The organism is Povalibacter uvarum (assembly GCF_014202975.1).
Classification (GTDB): domain Bacteria; phylum Pseudomonadota; class Gammaproteobacteria; order Steroidobacterales; family Steroidobacteraceae; genus Steroidobacter; species Steroidobacter uvarum.
Map to the genome: position 1 here is coordinate 114,922 of NZ_JACHHZ010000001.1, position 24,155 is coordinate 139,076.

25 protein-coding genes are annotated in these 24,155 nt (G+C 62.8%); all 25 read left to right on the top strand.

The window, feature by feature from the left end; all coding sequences use genetic code 11:
* The first annotated feature begins 21 nt into the window (after window positions 1-21).
* The 25 genes from HNQ60_RS00420 (at window position 22) to HNQ60_RS00540 (ending at window position 24,118) form a co-directional block, all read left to right on the top strand.
* The gene (locus tag HNQ60_RS00420) at window positions 22-666 is read left to right on the top strand and encodes a hypothetical protein (protein ID WP_184329052.1); all 645 of its coding nucleotides are present in this window, start codon (window positions 22-24) and stop codon (window positions 664-666) included.
* Between the two features lie 92 nt (window positions 667-758).
* Window positions 759-1,664, top strand: a complete 906-nt coding sequence (locus tag HNQ60_RS00425) for an arginase family protein (protein WP_184329053.1) — start codon at window positions 759-761, stop codon at window positions 1,662-1,664.
* A 106-nt stretch (window positions 1,665-1,770) separates the two neighbouring features.
* Window positions 1,771-3,360 (top strand): alkaline phosphatase D family protein, encoded by a 1,590-nt coding sequence (locus HNQ60_RS00430; RefSeq protein ID WP_184329054.1) that lies wholly within the window; start codon window positions 1,771-1,773, stop codon window positions 3,358-3,360.
* Between the two features lie 167 nt (window positions 3,361-3,527).
* On the top strand, window positions 3,528-4,550 hold the full coding sequence (locus HNQ60_RS00435) for a CorA family divalent cation transporter (protein ID WP_184329055.1): 1,023 nt from the start codon (window positions 3,528-3,530) through the stop codon (window positions 4,548-4,550).
* Window positions 4,551-4,630: 80 nt separating this feature from the next.
* Window positions 4,631-4,888, top strand: a complete 258-nt coding sequence (locus HNQ60_RS00440) for a hypothetical protein (protein ID WP_184329056.1) — start codon at window positions 4,631-4,633, stop codon at window positions 4,886-4,888.
* A gap of 221 nt (window positions 4,889-5,109) precedes the next feature.
* Entirely contained in the window at window positions 5,110-5,403 is a 294-nt protein-coding gene (locus tag HNQ60_RS00445) for a hypothetical protein (protein ID WP_184329057.1), read from the top strand.
* Between the two features lie 458 nt (window positions 5,404-5,861).
* Window positions 5,862-6,635 (top strand): DUF4114 domain-containing protein, encoded by a 774-nt coding sequence (locus tag HNQ60_RS00450; protein ID WP_184329058.1) that lies wholly within the window; start codon window positions 5,862-5,864, stop codon window positions 6,633-6,635.
* A gap of 257 nt (window positions 6,636-6,892) precedes the next feature.
* On the top strand, window positions 6,893-7,423 hold the full coding sequence (locus tag HNQ60_RS00455) for a HipA domain-containing protein (protein WP_184329059.1): 531 nt from the start codon (window positions 6,893-6,895) through the stop codon (window positions 7,421-7,423).
* Window positions 7,420-7,953 (top strand): VPLPA-CTERM sorting domain-containing protein, encoded by a 534-nt coding sequence (locus tag HNQ60_RS00460; protein ID WP_184329060.1) that lies wholly within the window; start codon window positions 7,420-7,422, stop codon window positions 7,951-7,953. The genes HNQ60_RS00455 and HNQ60_RS00460 overlap by 4 nt, the downstream gene beginning before the upstream one ends.
* A 26-nt stretch (window positions 7,954-7,979) precedes the next feature.
* Complete coding sequence (locus HNQ60_RS00465; protein ID WP_184329061.1) at window positions 7,980-8,567, top strand: polysaccharide biosynthesis/export family protein; 588 nt, start codon at window positions 7,980-7,982, stop codon at window positions 8,565-8,567.
* Window positions 8,564-9,715: a hypothetical protein gene (locus HNQ60_RS00470; RefSeq protein ID WP_184329062.1), complete on the top strand. Its 1,152-nt coding sequence runs from the start codon at window positions 8,564-8,566 to the stop codon at window positions 9,713-9,715. The genes HNQ60_RS00465 and HNQ60_RS00470 overlap by 4 nt, the downstream gene beginning before the upstream one ends.
* Window positions 9,688-11,457, top strand: coding sequence for a GumC family protein (locus HNQ60_RS00475; protein ID WP_184329063.1), 1,770 nt, complete (start codon window positions 9,688-9,690; stop codon window positions 11,455-11,457). Before HNQ60_RS00470 ends, HNQ60_RS00475 begins: the two co-directional genes overlap by 28 nt.
* Before the next feature lie 10 nt (window positions 11,458-11,467).
* Window positions 11,468-12,274 (top strand): CpsD/CapB family tyrosine-protein kinase, encoded by an 807-nt coding sequence (locus HNQ60_RS00480; protein WP_184329064.1) that lies wholly within the window; start codon window positions 11,468-11,470, stop codon window positions 12,272-12,274.
* 10 nt (window positions 12,275-12,284) lie between these two features.
* Window positions 12,285-13,136 carry an ExeA family protein gene (locus tag HNQ60_RS00485; protein WP_184329065.1) on the top strand — a complete coding sequence of 284 codons (852 nt, stop codon included), beginning with the start codon at window positions 12,285-12,287 and terminating at the stop codon, window positions 13,134-13,136.
* Between the two features lie 103 nt (window positions 13,137-13,239).
* Window positions 13,240-14,148, top strand: coding sequence for a glycosyltransferase family 2 protein (locus HNQ60_RS00490; RefSeq protein WP_184329066.1), 909 nt, complete (start codon window positions 13,240-13,242; stop codon window positions 14,146-14,148).
* Complete coding sequence (locus HNQ60_RS00495; protein ID WP_184329067.1) at window positions 14,145-15,143, top strand: glycosyltransferase family 4 protein; 999 nt, start codon at window positions 14,145-14,147, stop codon at window positions 15,141-15,143. Before HNQ60_RS00490 ends, HNQ60_RS00495 begins: the two co-directional genes overlap by 4 nt.
* Window positions 15,137-15,928 (top strand): hypothetical protein, encoded by a 792-nt coding sequence (locus tag HNQ60_RS00500; protein ID WP_184329068.1) that lies wholly within the window; start codon window positions 15,137-15,139, stop codon window positions 15,926-15,928. Before HNQ60_RS00495 ends, HNQ60_RS00500 begins: the two co-directional genes overlap by 7 nt.
* On the top strand, window positions 15,925-17,274 hold the full coding sequence (locus HNQ60_RS00505) for a lipopolysaccharide biosynthesis protein (RefSeq protein ID WP_184329069.1): 1,350 nt from the start codon (window positions 15,925-15,927) through the stop codon (window positions 17,272-17,274). Before HNQ60_RS00500 ends, HNQ60_RS00505 begins: the two co-directional genes overlap by 4 nt.
* A 2-nt stretch (window positions 17,275-17,276) precedes the next feature.
* The gene (locus HNQ60_RS00510; protein WP_184329070.1) at window positions 17,277-17,840 is read left to right on the top strand and encodes an acyltransferase; all 564 of its coding nucleotides are present in this window, start codon (window positions 17,277-17,279) and stop codon (window positions 17,838-17,840) included.
* Entirely contained in the window at window positions 17,837-19,258 is a 1,422-nt protein-coding gene (locus HNQ60_RS00515; RefSeq protein WP_184329071.1) for a glycoside hydrolase family protein, read from the top strand. The genes HNQ60_RS00510 and HNQ60_RS00515 overlap by 4 nt, the downstream gene beginning before the upstream one ends.
* Window positions 19,259-20,014 carry a glycosyltransferase family 2 protein gene (locus tag HNQ60_RS00520; protein WP_184329072.1) on the top strand — a complete coding sequence of 252 codons (756 nt, stop codon included), beginning with the start codon at window positions 19,259-19,261 and terminating at the stop codon, window positions 20,012-20,014.
* On the top strand, window positions 20,011-21,282 hold the full coding sequence (locus HNQ60_RS00525; RefSeq protein ID WP_184329073.1) for a hypothetical protein: 1,272 nt from the start codon (window positions 20,011-20,013) through the stop codon (window positions 21,280-21,282). Before HNQ60_RS00520 ends, HNQ60_RS00525 begins: the two co-directional genes overlap by 4 nt.
* A complete protein-coding gene (locus HNQ60_RS00530; RefSeq protein WP_184329074.1) occupies window positions 21,279-22,460 on the top strand; it encodes a glycosyltransferase in 1,182 nt (393 codons plus the stop codon). Before HNQ60_RS00525 ends, HNQ60_RS00530 begins: the two co-directional genes overlap by 4 nt.
* Window positions 22,453-23,163: a WecB/TagA/CpsF family glycosyltransferase gene (locus tag HNQ60_RS00535; RefSeq protein WP_184329075.1), complete on the top strand. Its 711-nt coding sequence runs from the start codon at window positions 22,453-22,455 to the stop codon at window positions 23,161-23,163. The genes HNQ60_RS00530 and HNQ60_RS00535 overlap by 8 nt, the downstream gene beginning before the upstream one ends.
* On the top strand, window positions 23,156-24,118 hold the full coding sequence (locus HNQ60_RS00540; RefSeq protein WP_184329076.1) for a glycosyl hydrolase: 963 nt from the start codon (window positions 23,156-23,158) through the stop codon (window positions 24,116-24,118). The genes HNQ60_RS00535 and HNQ60_RS00540 overlap by 8 nt, the downstream gene beginning before the upstream one ends.
* Window positions 24,119-24,155 lie beyond the last annotated feature (37 nt).

The following is a 24,155-nucleotide window of genomic DNA, read 5'->3' on the forward strand; positions in this document are numbered from 1 at the left end:
TAGCCAGAGAGGGAGAGGATCATGAAGCTTAGAGTTGCGGTACTGACTTTTCCACTCGTTCTCATGGCTGCGCCTGGCACGTTGGCGCAGACGGAGCGTAGTGGGAACGCGGATGCCCGGGTCATGCAGCAGTTGCAGCAGATGACCAGTGAGCGCGCGGCGCTGCAGGCGGAGAACACGAAGCTCAAGCAGGAGCTTGAAGCGGTGAAGAAGGAAGCGCAGCAGGCGGTGGCCGCGAAAGCTTCACTCGAAAGTCGCAACAAGGCGATGGCGGCATCGGTCAATCGCGACCAGGCGGTGGGCCGTCAGGCGGAAGAGCAGCTCGAACATACCCGCGGACAGATGCAGGAGCTCGTGACAAAGTTTCGTGAGACGGCGCAGACACTGCGGGACGTCGAGACCGATCGTGCGACGGTCAAGACGCAGCTCGCGATGCGTGAGCGTGAGTTCAAGACTTGTGTCGATCGTAACGCCGCGCTCTACAACCTCAACACCGAAGTGCTCGACCGCTTCGAGGACCGCGGGTTCTGGTCGAGCCTCGCGGAGAAGGAACCGTTCCTGAAGCTGAAGCGCGTCGAGCAGGAGAACCTGATCGAAGACTATCGGTATCGCGCTGATGAACTGAGATTGCAGGCGCAGCAGAAGCAGGCGAGCGCCGCGAACTAGTCGAAGCCGGGCGACGACGCCGTTCTCCAACTGAATTGTGCATGGAACCTTGAGGTACGGCGCGGATTCCTTACGTAGCAACAGGAGTCATCATGGCCACGCGTCCGTATGCCATCCTCGAAGCACCTTCCGCGCTAGGCGTGTCGAGCGACGGCGTCGAAGGCTTGGCGAGTCGACTCCTCGATCTCGGTCTTGCAGAACGCATTCGGGCACGCCACGCCGGACGGCTTTCCTCGCCGCCCAAGGATGGAATGCGCGATCCCGAAACGCGGGTGCTCCACGGCAAGACCATCGCTGAATGGTCTCCCAGGCTCGCCGATGCCGTAAGGACGGTACTGGATGAGGGCGACTTCCCCGTCGTGCTCGGCGGCGATTGCACCATCGTGCTGGGAACGATGCTTGCGTTGAGGCGTCGTGGCCGCTACGGACTGCTGTTCATCGATGGGAACGCGGATTTCTTCCAGCCTGAGGCCGAACCGAACGGAGAGGGCGCATCCATGGATCTGGCGTTCGTTACGGGCTTCGGACCGCCACTGCTCACCGACATCGAAGGTCGCCGACCGCTGGTGCGTGCAGAAGACACAGTGGCGTTCGCCTATCGTGATCACGAAGATCAGGCCGAGTTCGGCAGTCAGCCGCTGCCCGTGGAACTGCGGACCTTCGATCTGCCAGCCGTGCGCCGCATGGGCGTCGAGAATGCCGCCCGTGCAGCGATTGCTCATCTCACGCGAGCGGAGCTGGATGGCTTCTTCATCCACATCGATGCGGATTGTCTCGATGATGAACTGATGCCCGCCGTCGACTTTCGCGTGCCGGGCGGGCTGTCATACGAGGAACTGTCGGCGACGCTTCGGATTGCCCTTGCGAGTGGGAAGGCCACGGGTCTGGAAGTGGCCATCTACAATCCCGGGCTGGACGAGGATGGCCGTGCGGGGCGAGGGCTAGTCGAGGTATTGGTCGCAGCACTTGGCACGGCGGCGCCGGCGGAGCAGCGATAGAACACTGCTTCGAGCGCGGCCCGGCAATCCAACTGCCACATCGCTGAAAAGATTGCGGACGAGACTGCATGAAAGTGGCGCAGCACCTGCACCCGGAGAACAACCCATGCGCTCGATCAGCCGCCGCGAATTCGTCGCCGCCTTGTCTGCTACAGGTCTCGCCGCCAGTCCATGGCTCGCTGCACAGGGGCGGGATGCCGTCGATCGCGACGCAGCGTTCTCCCACGGTGTCGCGAGCGGCGACCCTTTGCACGACCGCGTAATCCTCTGGACTCGTGTCACTCCGCGCAAACTCGATGATGTGATCGAAGGGCGCTGGCGGTTGTCGTCGGACCCGACGATGAAGCAGGTGTGCAGTTCCGGATGGTTCACCACGGATATCACCTGCGACTTCACGGTGAAGATCGACGTCACTCATCTCGAAGCCGGTGCGACGTACTACTACCAGTTCGAAGCCCGCGGTGCCCGTTCACCGATCGGCCGCACGAAGACACTGCCGGTCGGCGGCGTGAATTCGCTCAAGCTGGCTTTTGCCTCGTGCTCGAATTTCCCTTACGGCTACTTCAATGCCTACGGCCGGATTGCCGAGCGGCAGGACCTCGACCTGGTCCTGCACCTCGGGGACTATATATATGAGTACCCGCTCGGGGGTTATGTAAACCCGGCGCTGGTCGGCATCCGCGACGTGGTGCCTGTGAACGAAATCCTGACGCTGTCCGACTACCGGCTGCGTCATGCGCTCTACAAATCCGATCGGGATCTGCAGGAAGCGCATCGGCTGCATCCGTTCATCTGTGTCTGGGACGACCATGAAAGCGCGAACGATGCATGGAAGGACGGCGCGGAGAATCACAACCCCCATGAAGGCGAGGGCGAGTGGCACATCCGCAAGCGCAACGCTGTTCGCGCGTACAACGAGTACATGCCGATCCGTTCGACCTCGCGCAACGACGACAAGATCTATCGCCGCTTCCGCATCGGCAACCTCGCCGATCTCATCATGCTCGACACGCGCCTGCATGGCCGCGACCTGCAGGCTGCGTTCAAGACGGGAGAATCGCAGCTGCCGACGAACGATCCGGTCGTCACGGATCCGTCGCGCTCGCTGCTGGGTCTCGATCAGGAGCAGTGGCTCGAACAGCAGTTGTGGTCGTCCAAGACGCGTGGTGCGCGTTGGCGCGTGCTGGGCCAGCAGGTGATGATGGCCCAGCTGAGCACTTCGTTCGGCACGACGATGCTCAACGCCGACCAGTGGGATGGATATGCTCCGGCGCGCGCACGGCTGTACGACTTCCTCAGCACGAACGGCATCGGGAACAACGTCGTGCTGACCGGCGACATTCACTCGAGCTGGGCAAACGATCTCACGGCGAACCCCTGGGACCCGTCGGTCTACAACCCGGCCACGGGGAGCGGTGTGGCGGGCGTCGAGTTCGTGGCTCCGGCAGTGACATCGCCCGGACCCGCGCCCGATGCGGCGACGGCCGCCGTACTGGCGGGCCAGCTGCGATTCATTTCACCGCACATGAAGTACATCGATCTCTATCGCCGCGGCTATGGCGTGCTGCACCTGACGCCGCAGCGCGTCACTGGCGAGTTCTATCACGTGGCGACGATCGATACGCCGGACGGCACCGAGTCGCTGGCGGCCAGGTTGGTGAGCGAGGCGGGTAACAACGCACTGCAGCAGGCGTGAGCCGGGGGCGGCCATCGCGCATCGACATCAAACTGTCACACAGAGGGTAGATCGTGGGCGTCGATCCGACGCCCCTTAAGCGTTTCGGTTCACGGAGCATGTCAGTCAGATGTCGGACATCTGGCGGACGCACAACCCAAAAAGAACCGTCGCAACACTATTTGCTCATGAGCGAACCTCTGCGGCCCATCCCCGCCTTCCTGACCGAAGGCGTCGGCGCCGATCGCGGCCTGATCTGCGGATTCCAGTTCGGCGGCGATGCCGTGCCGCGTGAAATCACCGCGGACACGATGCTCGAGTCGCTCGAGAAGCCGGACAGCATCACCTGGCTGCATTTCAACCTGAGCGAGAGCCGCGCTCGCCGATGGCTGCTGGAAGCGCAGCTCGTGCCGAACGAGATGCGCGAGGTACTGCGGGAGCACGACGGCAATCGCCACGTCGAGCTGGTCGATGATGGACTCCTGCTGGTGATGAATGATTTCTCGTACGACGAGGCCTCTGATCCTTCGGAGGTTGCGCCCCTGTGGTGCTACGCGACTGCGAGCCATCTGATCACGGCGCGCATGCACCCATTGAAGAGCATCGATGACCTGCGCCTGGCGATGCGCGGCCCATCGCAGGCTGCGTCGGGTTTCGAGCTCGTCGCGCAGGTTCTGGAACTGCGAACGCTGCATCTGCGCCGTCGCGCGCAGCGCATGATCGACAGGCTCGATGACATCGAAGACGAGATCCTGGCAGGCGACATCCGCGAGCAACGTGAGCACCTCGGACGCACTCGACGTGTCTGTGCGCGGTGGCGTCGTGAGTTCTCTCCCGAGCGAACGGACCTGGCGAAGTTCCTGCACCGCCAGGCATCCCAGTTCAATCCGAAGGATGCCGAGAGCCTGCAGGCCGAGGTGGACTCGTTGGGGTTCGCCATCGAGGAAGTGGCGGAGCTCTATGAGCGCGCCAAACTGCTGCAGGAAGAGCTGGCTTCCCGGCTCGCGGAAAGCACCGGCCGGAATCTCTACGTGCTGTCGATCCTGACGGCGGTGCTGCTCCCGATGACGCTCATCACGGGAGTATTCGGCATGAACGTCGCCGGCATGCCGGGGCTGCACGAGCCCGGCGCGTTCTGGCGCGTCATGCTGCTGGTGGTGGCGAGCGGCGTCGTGACACTGCTCGGGCTGATCTGGCGGCGGTTGCTGTGACGCTGCCTGGGCCGGTGCGCAGGAGTAAGCTTCGTGCCGGGCGGTAATGGCGAGACGACATCAACAACGAGGATGACATCGTGGGGAAGCTGGCCAAGAAGCGGGTACGCATTACCAAGAAGATGACGCTCCTCGAGGAGCGGCGCCAGCAGGCAAGCGAACGCCGTCGCCTGGCGAAGCTGCGGGCCAAGGAGGCACGCAAGCTTCTCAAGGAAGCGAAGCGGGTGGCGAAGCGCGCGAAGGCCGAGTTGCGGGCGCTCAGCAAGAAGCTGACGAAGCTGCTCGCGAAATCGGAGCCGCCGAAGCGCCCGACGCGACCCCGGACCGTGGCTCGCTGAGTGCTGTTCAAACTTTGATCAATCCAACGTGCGCAGGCGAATCGACGCGAAACCGCGCATGTCAATGCCCCGTTGTCCGCAGCTTATCCACAGTCTCTGTGGACATCCGCCTCAGTCACACGCGCGATTGCAGTTGTCGTTCAAGTTGGACACCAATTCGCAACGTCCCGGACCTAGTCTCGCCATGCCACCCTAAAGAGAGAAATCGGGAGCAGGTGGGAATGGCGGTGAGGCGATCATTGCTCAGCGGGCGCAGCCAGCTGAGACTCGCGGAATTGCATCGAGCGGTGGCGACGTCGCTGCAGACACTGAACCAGCATCACAGTCTGCTGGTCGGTGCGCTCATGAGCTGCGATGCCGCAACCCAGCAAGCGATGCGCGACGAGCATCGCCGTCACGTCGCCGTGGCCATCGACGCGCTCGCGAAGCTCGGCATCTTTCTCGATCACTGCCGGATCGACCTCGACGAAGCCGCGGATGATCCGTCGGCGAACGGAGCGCCGGCGATTTCTTAGCCGGCCAGCTACTAGCCGCCAGCCAGGTTTCCGACTCCGTCATTCCCGCGAACGCGGGAATCCATCTTTCCGGCAGACCGCCAGATCAGTCGCCAGCCAGATTCCCGACTCTGTCATTCCCGCTAAGCGGGAATTCACCTTTCCGTGGCAGCACCGAGCTTCGGAGGACTCCCGCGTTCGCGGGAGTGACACAGTGCTCTCGGGCCAACGGCCACATTCTTCTTTCATCGCGCGCAATCATGACCGTCACGGGACGCATTGCAGCTGCGCGTCAGTAGGTACGCGCTCACAGTAAGACCTTGCGCTAACTCTCTGTCAGACAACGGCAGGACACAGCGTCGCGATATCGTGGCGCAACCGTACTGCAAGATTGCCGTAAAGATGTCAATGACGGTTCATGTCTGAATCACGGCCGACACGCACGATGCTGCCCAGCACCACAGGGGAGAGGCAGTTCGATGCGCAGGTCCATCCGTCATCTCACGCACGTTGCGGCACTCGGCGTCATTTCGCTCGCGGCACAACAGTCTCAGGCGCAGTGCACGTTCGGCGCGTCCGGTGAACCGACGCTGCAGAACAGTCTGACGACGTTGCTGGGTGGCGCTGCTCCGAACGCAGTTTCGAGCTGCGTCGATGAAGGTTCTGATGCCGCCTGGACCACCGTCGGCGCGACGGGCGGTGCCAGCATCCTCATCGAGCTCGCAGGGAATGCAGCGTCCAACGGCTTCGGCATCTACGACCTCGCCGATCCCACCCGCCGCTTGTCCGTGTTCGAAGGCAACGATGCGATCAGCAGCTACGCAACGATCCGGCTGGCGCCGCTCGCCGCGGGCGGCTGGCGCGTCAGCGTCCGCGAGATCAACAACACCGAAGATCCGATCGGGTGGACGCACATGACGCTCGCCACCTCGTCGTTCGGTTTCTATCTCAGCACGCTGGCGAACGGCACGTTCTACAGCGGGACTCAACTCAACGCAGATGGCGCCGATCACATGTACGCCTACGGCGGGTCCGGCGCGGAATTCCTTTCGGGTCCGCTGCAGGGCGAGGTGTTCGGTCTGCAGGACTACATTCTCGCGTGGGAAGACCTGCTCGGAGCAGGCGACCGCGACTATCAGGATTTTGTGGCTATCGTGCAGGACGTCACGCCGGTGCCACTGCCGACCGCAGTATGGTTGTTCGCATCTGGACTGATTGGACTCGCGGGCGTTGCCCGACGCGTACAGGAATAGAGCGCGAAAGACGAATTCTTGAATCGCAACGGATAGTTCGACCGGCCGCTGCAAATTGAATTGAAGCGGCCGCAAAAATCGAAATGCCCGGTTCACGGGAGAGCGGAGGCCGTCCAGGTCACTCCGCCGGGGGTGCTGGCGCGTCGCCGTAACCCAATTGTCAAAGTCTTGTCATTTGCTTCCCAGAGCATGCCGTCCGCGGGTCGCACGGCATCGCCGTCCCGATCAGAACTGATAACGACGAATGGGAGGCTTCGATGGATACGCGCAAGCAGGCTGTCTCTATCCGCATGAATGCAGCGGACATTCGCAACGTGAAGAAGCTTGCCCGACGCCTCGGCGTCCGCGACTCCGACATCATCCGCTTCGCCATCAAGGTCATGCTCGGGCGCCTCGCGCCGCTCTACGACCTGCAGGTGCGGGGCAAGAACCTGGTCCCGGTGTTCGTCGAATCCGGTACCGAGCTGTTTCGTCACTTCGAGCTGGACGCGATGCGGCTCGATTCGATCATCAACGAAGGCGCGGACGAACCGTACCGCGTCGATCCTGACGATATTCAATTGATTGCGATGAGCGGCATCCAGCGCTCGTATGCCCGACTGCGTCTGTCGAGCATTCGCAAGAACGATCCTGAAAGCGTGTCCGTGCGGGCGGGCATCGCCGAGGAGGAAGAAGAGCTGGGCAACAGCCTGCGACGGTACCTGTACGAAAAGTACGTGTACCGCGCACCCAATCTGAGATCCGTCGATGAGCCACGCTCTTCCCTTGAAATGGAGTCCCAACCATGAACGTCAGTTTTCGCAGGCTCGCGGCTTCAGTCGCGTTGATGTTCGGTCTCGCGCTGTCGATCCAGGCGCGTGCCGATTTCGTTTCGTCGGGCACGTCGCCTTTTCAGGGCGCGCCGCTCACGGCGCTCATGCAGGGCAGCGGCAGCAGCTCGCTGAACAACACGCAGCTCGTGTGGGGTTCGAGCTTGAGCGCGCACACGCTGACGGTCGATACCGCCGGCACGGTGAGTGTCCGCCTGAAGGATCTCGGCTGGCCCGAGTCGCTGCAGTCGCTTCAGCTGCTCGTGACCGATTTCAACGGGTTGTGGCAGACGTACGAGGGCAGTCAGTCGTTCAGCCTGTTCCTCGCGGGACCGACGCGGCTGTTCACGGCGGTGTACGCACGTAGCGCCGACGGCACGATGGGTCTCTACAACCTCAACGCAAGCTTTGCCCCGGTTCCGCTGCCGGCTGCCGTGTGGCTGCTGCTGTCGGGCATGGGCGCGCTCGGCTTCTTCGGCCGGCGCAACCGGTTGGCACCTGCACAGTAACTTCCAGGCAGTTCGAACAGCTCATCATGAATGCCGCACGAAGCTTTCTTCCGTCCTGGTTAGCGATCACCGCGGCGTTCACGTTGGGAACCAGTTTCTTCTCGGGATCGAACGCGCACGCAGACGAAGCGGGCGCGTATCGATTGCAGCCGGGCGATATCCTGATCGTTTCGGTCTGGAAGGAAACGGATCTACAGAGCGAAGTGCTCGTACGCCCTGACGGCGGACTGTCCTTTCCGCTCGTCGGAGATCTGGCAGCCGCCGGCAAGAGCGTCGAGCAGGTGCGCACGCAGTTGCAGGAACGCCTCGTCAAATACATTCCGGATCCCGTCGTGACCGTTGCGGTGAAGCAGATCGGCGGCAATCGCGTCTACGTGCTCGGCAAGGTGAATCGGGCCGGGGAGTTCACGTTCAGTCAGCCCGTCGACGTCATGCAGGCGCTCAGCCTCGCGGGCGGCGCAACGCCCTTCGCAGCGCTCGATGACATTCAGATCCTCAGGCGCGAGCAGGGCAAGCAGACGGCACTGCGCTTTCGCTATAGCGATGTCCAGGCCGGCCGGAAGCTCGAGCAGAACATCCTGCTGAAGAGCGGCGATACGGTCGTCGTTCCGTGAACACCGGGCTGCGCAGCCATGTCGCAGTCGCTTGCGCAGGGCTGCTTGCGGGCGGCGGTGCGCACGCAGCCGAATGGCTGATCAAGCCCGACGCGCACGTCGCTGCAGACTACACCGACAATCCGCGCATGCTGTTCGAAAACTCCGGCAGCGATTCGGGTGCCGTCGCCGAGCTGCGGGCGGATATCGTGCGTCGAACGGACCGGACGACTTTCTCCGTTCAGCCGCGACTGCGCAGTTCGCGCTATCAAACCGAGGAATCGCTCAACAGCGACGATCAATATCTCGTCGCGCGCTTTGCCCATACGGCAGAGCGGTCGCGATGGGATGCGTCGCTGAACCTGACTCATGACTCGACGCTGACCAGTGAAATCGGCTCCACTGGCATCGTGCAGGCCAACCGGCGCCATGAGGGCGTCAGCGCCTCGGCCGGGCCGACGTGGATCATGAGCGAAAGAGTGCAGACCGGTGCTCAGCTCTACTGGCTCGGCAATCACTATGTCGACGCCGACTTCACCGGGCTGGTGGACTACACATACAGCGCCATGTCGCTGTTCTCGCGGTTCAGCATGACCGAGCGCAGTTCGCTCACGGTGACAGCCCAGGGATCGGTGCTCGATGTCGATCATCAGACAGAATCCACGCGCGATGTGAGTCTGCGCACTGCCTGGAACTATCAGATCGATTCGCTCTGGAGCACGGAGCTGTCGGCCGGCCCGGCGCTGGTTCGCAACGTGTATGGCGACGATGTCGGTGGTGTCTTCTCGGTCGACATCTCGCGCCGCGACGAAACCTGGAATGTCTTCACGAGAGTGGGGCGGGACCTGACCCCCACCGGTCGTGGCGTGCTGACGCGGCGGGACCAGATCTCGTTCGGTACCGATCGTCGCCTGACCGAGCGGTTCAAAACGGGGCTGACGGCCAGCTGGATCCGCAACCAGGACCTGTTGCCGCAGCCGGGAACAGCTTTTTCTGAAGTGACATACGGCCGTCTTGATCTGCGGGCAGACTGGCGCCTGGCCCAGAGCTGGAGCGTGGCGTTGTCCCTGAGCGGATCGACCCAGGAATATGACACCCGCTCCGGGCGCGCCGAGAGTTACCGAGCATTGTTGAGTCTGGTATGGAACGGACAAGCACAGAATCCATAGCTGCACCGCGTCCTCCTTCGCTGGCGGACCAGATCGCGGCGCTGCACCGGCGCCGCAAGCCCGCCATCATCGTCGCTGCGGCGGTGCTGGTGCTCGCGATTGCGGCGGCATTCCTGTGGCCGGCCATGTACCGCTCAACTGCGACGATCCTGATCGAGCAGCAGGAAGTGCCATCGGATCTGGTGCGCTCGATGGTGTCGAGCTATGCAGACCAGCGAATCCAGACGATCAGCCAGCGGGTCATGACGACCGAGAACCTGATGCGGATCATCGATCGCTACAACCTGTATCCGAGCGAGCGCGAGAGCGAACCGCGCGAAGTGCTGATGCAGCGCATGCGCGACGACATCCGCTTCTCGATGATCAGCGCGGACGTGGTCGATCCTCGCCTGGGTCGCGCGACCAAGGCCACGATCGCTTTCTCCGTGAGCTTCGACAGCCGTTCTCCGATGCTCGCAGCGCGAGTCGCGAACGAGCTTACGACGCTGTATCTCAACGAGAATATCGAGAGTCGCAAGCAGCTTGCGGACGATACGGCCACCTTCCTGTCCGCCGAAGCGCAGCGTCTGAGCGAGCAGATCGGCGAAACAGAAAGCCGCGTGGCGGAGTTCAAGGAGAAGCACGTCGGCGCTTTGCCTGAGCGGATGGCGCTCAATCTGCAGTTCATCACGCGGGCCGAGGATGAACTGCGGGAGACGGAGACACGCATTCGCTCCCTCGATCAGCAGGTGCTCTATCTCGAAGCGCAGCTCGCTCAGCTGGAGCCGTCGTCACAGATGTTCTCGTCGACCGGCGAGCGCGTCCTTTCGCCGTCGGACCGCTTGAAGATCCTGCGTTCCGAGTACGCGCGCGCCAGCGCGGTCTATTCGCCGGATCATCCCGACATCACTCGCATGAAGCGTGAGATCGAAGGTCTCGAGCGCGAGGTCGGCAAGGTTCAGGATGGCAACGAACTGGCACGCCAGCTGGAGGACACGAAAGGCCAGCTCGCGCAGGCTCGCGAGCGATACGCGCCGGATCATCCCGACGTGCAACAGCTGCAGCGGCTTGTGGATTCCATCGAAGCGGCCATGCGCGCTGCGCCTCTGACGACGACCGCAGTGACGGACAAGCCGGACAATCCCGCCTACATTCAGGTGAGCGCCCAGCATCAGGCGTCGCTGGCTGAGCGCGAATCGTTGCGCGGCAAGGCGCGGGCGATCCGACAGCGGGTCACCGAGCTGGAAGGTCAGTTGGCCCAGTCGCCGCAAGTCGAGCGTGAGTACGGGGCGATGCTGCGCGACCTCGAGAATGCGCAGCTCAAGTATCGCGAAGTGCGGCAGAAGCAGATGGAAGCGACGCTCGCCAAGAACCTGGAAGTCGAGCGCAAGGGCGAACGCTTCACGCTGATCGAGCCGCCGCTGCCGCCGGAAGAGCCGGTGAGCCCCAACCGGCTTGCGATCCTCGTCCTTGGATTCATCGCTGCTTCGGGAATGGCCGTCGGCACAGTCGTCGTGCTCGAAGGTCTCGATACGAGCATCCGCGGCCGCCGTGATGTAGAAGCGCTGCTGCCGCCTTCCATGCCGCTTGCGGTGCTGCCGTGGCTCGATACGCCTGCGGCAGCAATACAGCGTACGAAAGTCCGTCGCATATCGATGGCGAGTGCCGCGGGAGCCGTGGTGCTTGCGGTCACGGCTGCGCACTTCCTGTATCGCCCGCTCGACGTGCTGTGGCTCGTCGCGCTGCGACGGTTGACCGGTTGAGGGGGCGAGCGTGGAGAAGATAACAAGGGCTCTGGAGCGCGCGTTCGCGCAGCGTTCATCGCTGGCCGACGGCCGCTTCACTGTCGTGCCCCCGCAGGATGACTCGGTCGAGTTCACCGACACGGTGATGTTCCGAACGCCTGCGATCGAGCTCGATCCGCAGGTGCGCGAGAACGAACGCATCCTGCCACCCAACGCAGCCGGTCCCTATGGCGGCGCGTACAAGATGCTGCGCACCCGCGTGCTGCGCGAACTCGATACGCTCGGCGCGACGACCTTGGGTGTCATGAGTGCAGCGTCAGGCGAGGGCAAGACGCTGACTGCGATCAATCTCGCGATTGCCATCGCGGCGGATCCCGCACGAACCGTTCTTCTCGTCGACTTCGACCTGCGAAATCCGTCGATTCATCGTCGCTTCCACCATGAGCCCACCGTCGGGGTCGATGACTGCCTCATCGATCGCCGCGCGAGCCGCGACGCCATGTTCAAGGTCACGGGATACGAGCGCCTGACCGTGCTGCCCGCCCGCGCCGCGCAGGAGACGTCGTCGGAGTTGCTCGCATCGTCGCGTACAGCCGAGCTCGTTGCAGAGATACGTGCGCGTTATGCGAATCGAATCGTGATCTTCGATCTGCCACCTGTGCTGCAGGCCGACGACGCGCTCGCTTTCTCGCGCAATCTCCAGGCGGGCCTGCTGGTGATGAGCGAAGGCAAGACGCGTCGCGAGGACGTGACTCACACGCTCGAACTGCTCAAGGGCCTGCCGTTCGTAGGCACCGTGCTGAACGGTTCGCGCGAGCGCATCCCGCGTTACTGAGAACCGCACCATGTACGAGTCCTACTACGGTCTGCGGGAGAAGCCATTCGCGCTGGTGCCGGATCCGGCCTTCCTGTATCCGTCGCGGCACCACCAGTTCGCGGCGATGATGCTCGAATATGCCGTTATGAACCGCACGGGGTTCGCCCTGCTTACGGGCGAGGTGGGATCGGGAAAGACCATGTTGCTGCGCCGGCTGTTGTCCCGGCTCGGACCCGAGGTCTGCGTCGGCATGATTGCGAACACCAACGCGAGCTTCGGCAAATTGCTGCAGTGGGTGTGTCTCGCCTTCGACTTGCCGTATCAGAAGAAGGACGATGCGGAGCTGTACCAGACCTTCGTGGACTTCCTCGTCGAGCGTTACGCAGCCGGCCAGCGGGTGCTGCTCATCGTCGACGAAGCGCAGAATCTGGACCCTCAGATGCTCGAGGAGCTGCGCGTGCTGTCGAACGTCAACGCTGATCGCCACCTGGTGTTGCAGACGATCCTCGTCGGCCAGCCCGAGTTGCGCGAGACGCTGCGCCGCACGGATCTGCGGCAGTTCGCGCAGCGCATCGGGATCGACTATCACCTGCCGGCGTTGACGCTGCAGGAAGCGCGGATGTACGTGCGGCATCGGCTCAAAGTCGCCGGTGGCGCTCCAGATCTGATCGAGACGGAGGCCATCGACCTCGCCTGGTCGCGCGGGTGCGGAATCCCGCGACTGGTGAATCAGCTATGCGAAACCGCGCTCATCCATGGATTCGCCGACCAGCGTTCCCGCATCGATCTGACGCTCATGGAGCAGGTCGTGGAGGAGCGCAGTGCGGGAGGCATCTTCCCGGGCGCTGCGACCGCGTTGCCGCTTCCGGTACCGGCCTGACGCGGGCGCCGGATCGTCATCGTGCTTTAACGCTCCGGCTCTAGTGTGCGTCGCCACACGCGACCGAGAGTGAAATTTCCCACAGGCCGACGGCATTGCAGCGGTGTCACCGAATATCTCCATCGTCGTCCCCACGCGCAACCGCGCTTACACGCTTCGGCGTGTCGTGTCGTCGTGGCTTCCGCAGGAGGGAGTGACGGAGCTGATTGTCGTCGACGATGCCGGCACCGACGATACGCGGACCGTCGTCGAAGGATTGCGTGAACGCGCTCCGCATCTGGCGATCACCTATTTGCGCAACGAGCAACGCCAGGGAGCGGCGTACTCGAGAATGCGCGGAGTTCGCGAGGCGGCCAACGAGTTCGTCCTGTTCTGCGACGACGACGACTTTCTCGGGCCGGGCTACTCCGCCACCTGTCGTCGCAAGCTGGAGGAGGGCGCCGCGGAAGTGGTGTCGGGCCGCCATTTCTATCGATTGCCGGACGAGGAGATCGAGGCGGCGATTCATCGTTTCGGCAACGGGTTGCTGGTACAGCGACCATTCGACCGGCTGCGGTTCAAGGTCAATACGGACGCACGTTTCGAAGGGGATGTGCAGATGCCGTTCACTCACGGCATCTTCATGACACGGCGCTCGCTGCTGCTCGGCTACGGCCTCGATGCCTTCTATTCGAAGGGCAACGGATTCCGCGAGGAGAGCGACGTCCAGATGCGCGCCTTCCTGGACGGACATCGTGTGCTCGTGACGAATGAAGCGCACGCCGTGCATCTGCATCCGTCGGAGGTCGCGACAGGTGGCCAGCGTGTCGACCGCTTCAGCCGGTACTACTGGACCGTTTACTACACGCGGTACTTCTTCAAGAAGTACTTCGATGCTTCCCGGAAGAAGCTCGGTATTCCGTACGGGCAGTCGACAGCGATGGTTCTCTACGCGCTGATCGAAGGCTACATCTTTTTCATCCGGCCGTTCGTCATTCTGCCGGGCCGGGTCGTGCAGGCGCTGCGGCGATGAACGTCCTCATCGTCACGCCGTACGCGAGCTTCAATGGCGGTGTCGAATCCGTGAACGCAATGCTGCGGTCCGTTCTCGAAGCGGACGGTCACAACGTGAGCCTGCTGACGGCCGACGACGAGGGTGGAGCGCGCAGCGTCGTGCGGCGCCTGGTGGGCTTGCCCGCCGTGACAAGTGCGAGATTTCGCAAACTCGATCCGCGCGACTACGACATGGTGATCGCGAACGGGGAGTTCGCCTGGGGGATCGATCACCCGAACGTACTCTGTGTGTTCCATGGGTCGTACCTTGGATTTCGCGACCATCTGCGGGCTCATCTGTCGCGCCGCCAGTACTGGTCGCTGTCGTGGCACGCGTTCGTGCAGCAGCGGGCAGCGAAAGGGAGAAAGGTCGTTGCCGTGTCGGGATTTCTGGCGGAGATCCTGAAGCGCCAGGGCATCGAAGTCAGTCGCGTCATCGTGAATGGCATCGACACGCAACAGTTCCGGCCGGTGCATGACCGGGCTCGTAGCCGCTACCTGTTCGTAGGTTCCTACCATCGATACGGCAAGGGCTTCGACATCCTCGAGTCGCTCGCACGCCGCGGCCTGCCGATCGATTGCGTGACGAACGCCGATCCGGGCGTCGATCTGGGCTATCTCGGTGTCGTGGACCGGGAACGGATGCCCGATGTCTACAGGCGTTACCGGCTCGTGATCTTTCCGAGCCGCTTCGAGTCCGTCGGTCTCGTGCCGCTCGAGGCGATGAGTTGCGGAACGCCTGTTGTGATGAGCAACGTCGGCGTCGGGCCGGAGCTGCGGTGCCACCTTCCTGCATTCGTGTTCGACCAGTCGGGGGAGAATGTGGCTGACGACATCCTGCGCCGCATCGCCGACATCGAAAACGACTACGACTACTACGCATCCGCGGCCCGGCGATACGTTACCGAGAATCACTCATGGGAGCGGTTCAGCAGCCAGTGGCGTGAATGCGTGCGTGAGAGGATCGCATGCTGACGTGGCGCGTCGATCGCGGCGTCATTGCCGAACTGCATCACGCGGGTCGCAATCTGATTCGCCCATGGGGAATCGAGACTGCGGACTCATCGGGCTTTTTCTCGCTCGAGCCAGGCATCGGGTACAGGCATGAGCGCGAGGTCGAAGAGTACGAGGGCGATCACACTCGGTCGGCCAGTCGTCACGTCGTGCGGATGCCAGAGGGCTACTGGTCCTTGCGCACGGCTGCACGCGTGGAAGGAACCGTCCTGCATCGCCAAGCGACGCTGCACAGTCTCGAGGACACGATCCTCATGGACTTCGTCATGCGCTTCCGCTTCCGGCGCGAGTTCTTCAGCACGGCGCAGATCGCGGGAAAGACGATACAGCACCGGCGCAGCGACGTTTACCATCAGTATGCAGTTCGCTCGGCGCGGCTCGATGGGCCGGAGATGTCCGTCGTCATCGAGATCGAGAACGCTTCCTGCGGTCGCGTGATGCAGCCGATGCTGTATGTACGCGACCACGCCGACGAGTGGGTGGTGCATGCCCGCATGCTTCCCAGCGAACATCGCAAGGAGGTCATCAAGGTATGCAACGGCTGGGCGGGCACGCGCTCGCTGCCGTCCTGGATGTCGGGGCCGATTCTCGCTGTTCCCGGCCTGCGAACGTTCCTTCGCTATCGCAACGAACGCAAACCCTATCCGCGCATCATCGGGCGGCTGTTCAATCCGAATGCGTTCCCAATGGCGATGCTCTCCGGCGGGGAATCCCTGGCCTGGAACGTCAGGATGAGTCTCGTATGAACCGCGCCCTGGTGCGCAACGTCGCGTCAGCCTTCCTGGATCGCGGCTTCATCATCGTCGCGCAGATGGCTGCGATGGCATTGATCGTGCGATTCCTGCCGCGCGAAGACTACGGCGTCATGGGCGTGGTCGCCGGTTTCACCGCGCTCGTGCAGATCCTCAATCTGTCGATCGAGAGCATCATCCTGCGCGACCATCGCCTGTATGGCACGGATGCGCCGCGCTTCCTCCTGAACTTCATGGCATTCAACTGCATGAAGGCGTTGCCGATGGCTGCGGCGGGAATGGTGCTCGCATGGACACTGCCTGGCGTATATGGCCAGCCGGGCTTTCTCTGGGCTGTTCTGTCGCTGACGGTGATCACTATCGCCGAATGCCTGATCTCGCCGCTCGCTGTCTATGCAAGTGCTCGCTATCAGCAGTATCTCGTGACGCGAGTGAACGTTCTGCGCTACTCGGTCAACCTGATCCTGCTGACCGGCCTGTTGTGGAAGCCGACCTTGCAGTACCTGTTCATCAAGGACCTGATGGTGTCGGTGGTGGTGGTCGCCGTCTGGGCGTTCCTCGCGCGCCCGGCGCTGAATCTGTCGTTTGCCGGGACGAGCCTGCGCAAGGATGTTGACCCGAGATTCATCCTGAGGACGTTGGGTGGTTACTCGATCTGGGTGCATCTGGTCAGCGTAGGCACGGCGATCATTTATCGCATCGACGCGCTGGTGCTGTCGTTCTTCGCTCCGCTGTCGGTGGTCGGCAGCTACAGCGTGGCGAAGAACGCAGCCAACGTTGCAAACGTCGCGCCTGCCATCTTCGGCTATCAGAACAGCGTTGCGCTTTCTCACGCCCGTGATCGCACCGAGGCGTTCCGGTTGACCGACGGTTTCCTGCGGCTGTCGGCGTACGTGGGGTTCGCGACACTCATCGGCTTCCTCGCGCTCGGTATTCCGTATCTAAAGGCAGTGACCGGAGACCCCAGTGTCACGGAGATCTTCACGTGGATGCTGTGCATTGTCAGCGGCCTCGTGCTGGTCAAGACAGTCGCATCGCCCCTCGTGGCCTACATCAATGTTTCGGGCGACGTGCGCGCGTTGTTCGTGCGCGTGATGTTGCCGCTTCTCGCGATCGCGGCGACGTGCTACTGCGTGACCGCGAAGTTCCTCGGTCCCTTCGGGCTCGCCATTGGCAACTTCGTCGTCGCGCTGGCCTGGCTCGGGTTGCTGCTGCTGGAAGTTCGTCGCTACGGTTACCGCATCAGCCGACTGAGCGGCTGGGCCGGCGACCTCCAGCGGCTGCGCTCGTTGATCGCTTCACGCTGGCAACCAGCCCCGGCGGCCGTGGCGGAGAAGTAGGGATGCGGCTGCTGCTGCTGCTCGACCGGCTCGCCTTCTGGCTGTTCTTCGCCGGCCACTACCGGCGCAAGTTCGGGGCGTATGGGCGCAATGTGCGCTGGGGCGCGCATGGTCATCGTCTCGTCATTCCCCGGAGCGTGCGTATCTCCTGTCCCGAGAAGATCTTCATCGGCAACAACTGCCAGATCGATGAAGGCGTGTACCTGCAATGTCACTCGGAAGGCGAGGGCATCCAGATCGGGGATGGTTCGCGCATCAATGCTCACACGCACGTGCTGGCTTTCTCGAGGATCACGCTCGGCAACGATGTGCTGATCGCGCCGTTCAGTTTGCTGGCCAGCGGTGATCACGGACACGCGCGAGCCGATCGAGCAGTGATGCATCAGCCCTATGAGCGTAGCGGTCCGATTGTCGTCGGTGACGGCGCGTGGATTGGCCACGGAGCCAAGCTGCTTGGCGGCGCTACGATCGGACGCTGTTCGGTCGTTGGTGCAGGCGCGGTGGTCAAAGGTCAGTTCGGCGATCATTCACTCTTGCTCGGAGTGCCTGCGCGATGTCGTCGATGAGCAGCACCCAACTGGCGGAACGACTGTCGTCGCTCGCGCATGGAATCGCGGGGTTCATCAGCGGTTACCTGCAGGATCGCGACGACTTCGGGATGCGTTCGTTCTATGGCGAGGCTTTCTCGCTCGCACTGCTGCAGCGGACGGGATTGTTGACCAGTGATACGGAAGCAAAGCTGCTACGCGCCTTCGACGCGAAAGACCGCACCCACTGGCAGTATCACTGGGAGTTCAACCACTACGGCATGCTCGAAGCGGGGCGTCTGCGTGCCCCTCTCGAGTTTCGTAACACGCCGGCCACCAACTGGACACTCCTGCGAGCCAACGTCCGTGTGCGCGCGGACGAGGATGGCGTGCGTGGATCCGAGGAGGCTGAAGAAAAAATCGAGCGAATGCAGTGTGAGTCGGGCCTGATCCTGGACGATCGCGGCGTGCGCTCATTCCAGTATCACTGCTTCTCGGCGGCGATGTTGTTCGAGCTGCATCGGGAAACCGGACGCGAGCGCTTCCTGCAGGCGTTCCTGGCGGCCGTCTCGTTCATCCGCAATTTCATTCTGCCGAATGGCGACGCGCTCTATGTGGGGCGCGGACAGCAGCAATCGTTCGGCTATGCGTCACTGGCGTACATCCTCGCAGCGGCCTACTCGAAGACGGGCGACGCCACGATCCTCGGTGACCTGCAGAGGGTGATCGCCTATGTGTGTTCGTTCGTTCGTGCCGACGGTTCTCTGCCGCTCGTCATGAGAGCGGGCGATGAACCTTTGCCGCACCCGGACGCGCCACATCGCGATCAACGGTATCCCGGCTGGTACGCGTACAACAATTACTTCGACTATTTGCCGTTCGCCGGCGTGTTCCTCGCGAAGGCCGCGGCTGTACTGAATGAAGCCCCGGCGGGGCGTGCGGTCGAGAGTGAGCCGAAGTCCTACCGGGATCGCGACTTTCTCAAGATCGTCAGCGGTACGACGATCGCCGTGCTGGGACGGACGGGTGGCTACTGGACGAACGATTTGCCGGTGCCGTACGTGTACCGCGGCGACAGGGTTCGTACGAGTTGCTACGGCGGCGAGCAGTTCGGCGGCGGGATCTACACGACTGGCGGCATTCCTCTGCCGATCTCGCGCGGCGGGCGATCGCTTCGCTGGCGCTCGTGGAGCTGCTTTCTCGGCAATCGGCTGATCGTGATCGCGCCGCTGGGCGTGCTCATCCGCCGCTTCAGCATCCACGACGGTCGCGTCGAAATCGACAACCAGTTGTTCTCTCCGTTCAAGCTGCGCGATCGGTATCTGTTGTCAGACGACGTACGCGTCGCGCATTCCGAGTACCCGCTCGTCGCCGCCGGCACCGAGTACTGTGCGAGTGGACCGCTGCGAGCGGTGGAGTCCAATCGAGTGGGCAGGATCGTGCTGGAGTTCCCTTAAGTGAGCGTCAGCATCGTCATTCCGACATTCGCGCGACCAGCGCTGCTGCGCCGCCTGCTCGACAGCATCCTGCTGCAGACACATCCGGCCTACGAGGTGATCGTGGTCGACGACTGCTCGCCGCAGACGGATGAGTACGAGAACCTGCGGAAGGAGTACTCCGGCCGCTTTGCGCAGTTCAGTTTCCTGCGCAATCCTGGCAATCGCGGGGCGCCGTTCAGCCGCAATCGAGGTATCCGCGAAGCCAGGTATGAGCTCGTCGCGCTGGTCGACGATGACGATGAATGGCTGCCGCAGAAGCTCGAGCGGCAGTTGCGGATCTTTGGGCAGGAGCCCGAGCGGGTCGGTCTCGTCTATACGTGGACCGACGTGGTCGAACGCGGCGAACGCACGCCGTTCTACCGTTCTTCGATCGAAGGGGCGTGCCTGCGGCAGCTCGTCTCCGAATGCTTCATCCCATCGCCGTCGGTGATGTTGCGCAAGAACGCATTGCTGGATGCCGGTCTCTTCGACGAACAGATGCCGAGCTGTCAGGACTGGGACATGTGGACGCGCGTCGTCGATCGTGGCTACGAGGTGCGTGTCGCACGCGAAGCGCTGACGCTGTATCACAAACAGGAAGGAGCTTCGATCGGTACGTCGCCGCGTGCCAGGACCGGCTACGTCATGTACTACCGCAAGCATCTGTGGAAGCTGGTGAGACTTCGCCAGTGGCGACATCTGGTGCGCTTTGCGCGGATGGCGGTGCAGGGATGAGCGGCACGTTGTCCATTCCGCTGTGGGTGGCGTTTCTCGTCCTCTGCCCGGTGCTCGATATCAGCGGGCACTTCGTCTACCTGCCCGAGGCCTGTCTCTATCTGATGGCCGGCTATCGCCTGCTGGTGCGATTTCCCGAAGCCGCGTGGACCGATGCAGAACGCTACAGACGGCGCATCCGCAACGCGCACATCGCGTATGCGGCGCTTTTTGCCGGCGCCGCGGCGCTGACCGCATTCCTGGCGGAGCAGTCGGTGAACAACTACGACGTGTTCATGTTCCGCAACATTCTTCAGGCGCTCTGCTGCGTCTGGCTGCTGGGCGGCCGGTTGCGCAGCATCGAATCCGCCGCGGCGGAGACGATCGTGTTTCGCACCATCCTCGTGCTCAGCGTACCCGCGCTCGTCGTCTATCTGCAGGCATTCGATCTCTTCTCGATGCGTTCGCTGGTGGTGAGTCTCTACAAGCCCCAGTTCTTCTTTCTCGGCGCGCTGGACTTCGCCGGGTTCCGGTACACCTCGGTCTTCAAGGACTTCTTCACAGCCGCCGTGTACTTCACGCTGCTGTCGGCGTTCGTGTTTCACTTCTTCCTGCGGACGCAGCTCGGAATGGCGCACCGCGCCTGCCTGCTGATCCTGCTCGTGATGATCTACGGCGCGCAGCTTTTCGTTGCCCGGACCAGTCTGATCATGACCCCGATGATGCTCGCGGCGATTGCTCTGTTCGCCGCACCGCGGGGCACAGGCGTCGTGCTCAAGCGTCTCATGCCCGCCGGTGCCGTGGCAGGCGTGCTGGCAGTGATCGCGCTCGGTTGGCTGATGAGCAGCGGCCTGGTCAACGCGAGCTGGGCGAAGGAGGGGCTGATCGTTTTCTCGCCTGATAGGGCGGATCAATCCTCGTCATTGTCGGTCATGCAGAGCTGGCACGAGCAGATGTTTCGACAAGCTTTCGGCGGTGAATTCTCCCTGCTTGCGCCGCGTCACGCGTATTTGCTGACCGAAGTCTCCGATCCCGGCGTCTACACCGACAGCTTCTACGGGCAGGAACTCTACCGCTACGGCATCTACGGTGCCATCGCGTACATCGCCTATGTCCTGTTGATGCTTCGCGCGTCGCTGCCCGTCAGCCGGATGGTCGCGATTGTCGTGATCGCACTGGTCATCATGAACTACAAGGGCGGCAATACGTTCTTCATGCCGAAGACGCTGTATATGTACGCGCTCATCCTCGCGTTCGTGCCGCTGATCGAGCTGCGGGGACGACGATGAGAGTGCTGTTTCTCACGCCCCAGTTGCCGCATCCGGTCGTGAGCGGTGGAGTGATCAAGAGCCGCAAGCTCATCGAGCACTTCGCGGATCGGCACGAAGTGCATGTCTGCAGCCTGCTGAAGGGACGGGACGCGGACCACGTCGATGATTTTCGCTCGCGCGTGCCCCTCGCTGGTTTCCACAGCACGCCGGTCGACTCGGCGCGGTCGGCGATCAATCTGCTGCGCAGCTTCGTGGCGGGTGTGCCGCTCAGCGTCTTCCGGAATCGCTGCGCACAGATGCGCGATCACATCGCGAAGATCATCGCGTCGTTCGACGTCGTGTTCGTCGATCACTTCCTGATGTTCCAGTACGTGCCGGCCTCCTATGGCGGCCGCATCGTGCTCCATCAGCACAACGCCGAGTACGTCATGTGGGAGCGCTATGCACAGGTCCATGCGAGTGTGCCGTATCGCATGGCCGCACAGTCCGAGTCCCGCCGGATCCGCGCCTACGAACGTGCGATTGGTCTGCGCGCCAGCCGTGTCCTGGCGGCGCCGAATGACGTGGAAGCACTGGCGGCGATCGGTGTGCCGCGCGAGCGCTTCGTCGAGACGCTGCATCTTGGCGACGAAGCACTGCTGGCGCGGCCAGACGTCGAGTTCGAGGATACGCAGCCTCGTTTGCTGTACGTCGGCTCTCTTGATTGGGAAGCGAATCGGGACGGATTGCTCTGGTTCCTGCGCGAGGTCTGGCCGACGTTGCTGGAGCGGCGCGGCGATCTGCAACTCGTAGTCGCGGGGCGCAACCCCGGTGAGGAACTGACGGCGGAGGCGGCGCGGACGCGCGGCGTGCAGTTGCTCGGCTTCGTCGAGGACCTGGAGTCGCTCTATGCCACGTCGCGGGTGTTCATTGCGCCGCTGCGTTTCGGCAGCGGCATCAAGGTGAAGGTGATCAACGCGTTGTATCGCGGGCTGCCGGTGGTGACCACAGATGTTGGAGTCGAGGGATTGGCAGCGGTATCGGGGCGGGACTTGCTGATCTCGGACGACGCGTCTGCGATGTCAGGCGGAATTCTCGAGCTTCTCGACGACTCGTTGCGCTGGTCGGTCATGCGCGACGCGGGCCGCGATCTCGCCCGGCGCGAGTATGGATGGGAACCGTCGCTGCGACGCGCGGAGGCCGCTCTTCATGATTGAGTTCGCAGGATTGAAGTTTCGCGGACTGACGCTGGAGGACGTGTTCGAGACGCGCGCCGGCCTGACGCAGGTCGTGACCGTGAATGCCGAGTACATCGTGAGAGCGCACGAGAATCCGCGACTGCGGCAGATCATCGACGATGCGATCGCGACATTCGACGGACAGGTGCCTTATCTGTGCGCGCGTTGGCGACATCCGCGTACGAAGTTCGAGAAGATCCCCGGGTCGGAGCTGATCTATGACCTTTGTTCGCATGCGGCCGCGAATGCGGAGCGAATCTACTTGCTGGGCGGATCGGAGCAGAGCAATCGGGCGGCGGCCCGCAAGCTGCGTGAGCTGTATCCGGGGCTGCAGGTGGAAGGCCATTCGCCGGCACAGATGGCCTATCCCTTCTCGCCGGAAGTGAATCGCGACCTCCTGCGGCGGATCGAGGCGTTTGCTCCTCACCATCTGATGGTCGCGTTCGGTGCCCTCAAGCAGGATTTCTGGATCGACGACCAGCGCCAGGCACTCGCCGCGATGGGCGTTCGGCTGGCGGCGGGGATCGGCGGGACGCTGGACATGGTGAGCGGGCAACTGCGTCGAGCGCCGAAATGGATGCAAACGCTGGGCCTCGAAGGTGTCTACCGGCTGGTGCGGGAGCCGAAACTGTTTCGGGTAAAGCGACTGATCACCAGCGCGAGATTCTTCCGCTATGTGTAGTTCCGCGCTTCGATCGGTCCTCAGCGCCGCGATCATCTCGCTGTCATCGCCGTCGCTGGCGCAGGTGAATGTCAACGGTTCGCCGGCTGAGGTTCTCCAGCGGTTGCAATCCTCCACAACCCTGCGCGGCATGCATGACACGCTCGGCGGAGAACAGGCAACGGGATTCGCATACGTCGAACGCGCGTGCGGCCAGCGCCCGCAGTTGTGGAGCGGCGACTTTGGCTACTCGCGGCATCCGAACGATCACGTCGACTACCGACACGCGACCATCGGCAAGGCAATCATGCTGGCGCGCGGCGGCACGCTGATCACGCTGAGCTGGCACCAGTGCAATCCCGTGATCGACGAGCCCTGCACCTTCACCGGCGGCGTCCAGGCCCCGCTTACAAAGGAACAGTGGCGAGACCTGCTGACGCAAGGTACCTCACTTCATCGGCGCTGGCAGAAGCAGATGAACAGGCTTGCCGTCGAGCTCAAGAGGCTGAAGGCGGCCGGTGTGACCGTAATGCTCCGTCCCTATCACGAGGGCAATATTCCGGGATTCTGGTGGGCGAGCGGGGATGCACAGAACCACAAGGAGCTGTGGCGGCAGTTGCACGAGTACTTTGGCGCGACGCTCGGGCTCGACAACCTGCTGTGGGTCTGGTCGGTCAGCTATCACCCGAAGTACTGGGCGCACGTCGACGACTACTATCCCGGCGACGAAGTCGTGGACGTCGTGGGTGTCGATATTTATCCACCTACCAAGGAGGGTATTCCCGCGTTCGACGTCGCGTGGCGAACCCTGCGGGAGGTGGCTCCTTCGAAGCCACTGGCTCTGTCGGAAGTGAGTCGATTGCCGAATGCGCAGGAACTGGAGCGCCGGCCATGGGCCTACGTCGTCCCGTGGGGTGTGAATATGTTACGGCGCGACAATCCCGCTCGTAACATCTGTGACTTCTACGGGAAGTAGTCTGCGCGCCGGCGCATTGTTGTAGCGCACCCTTCAC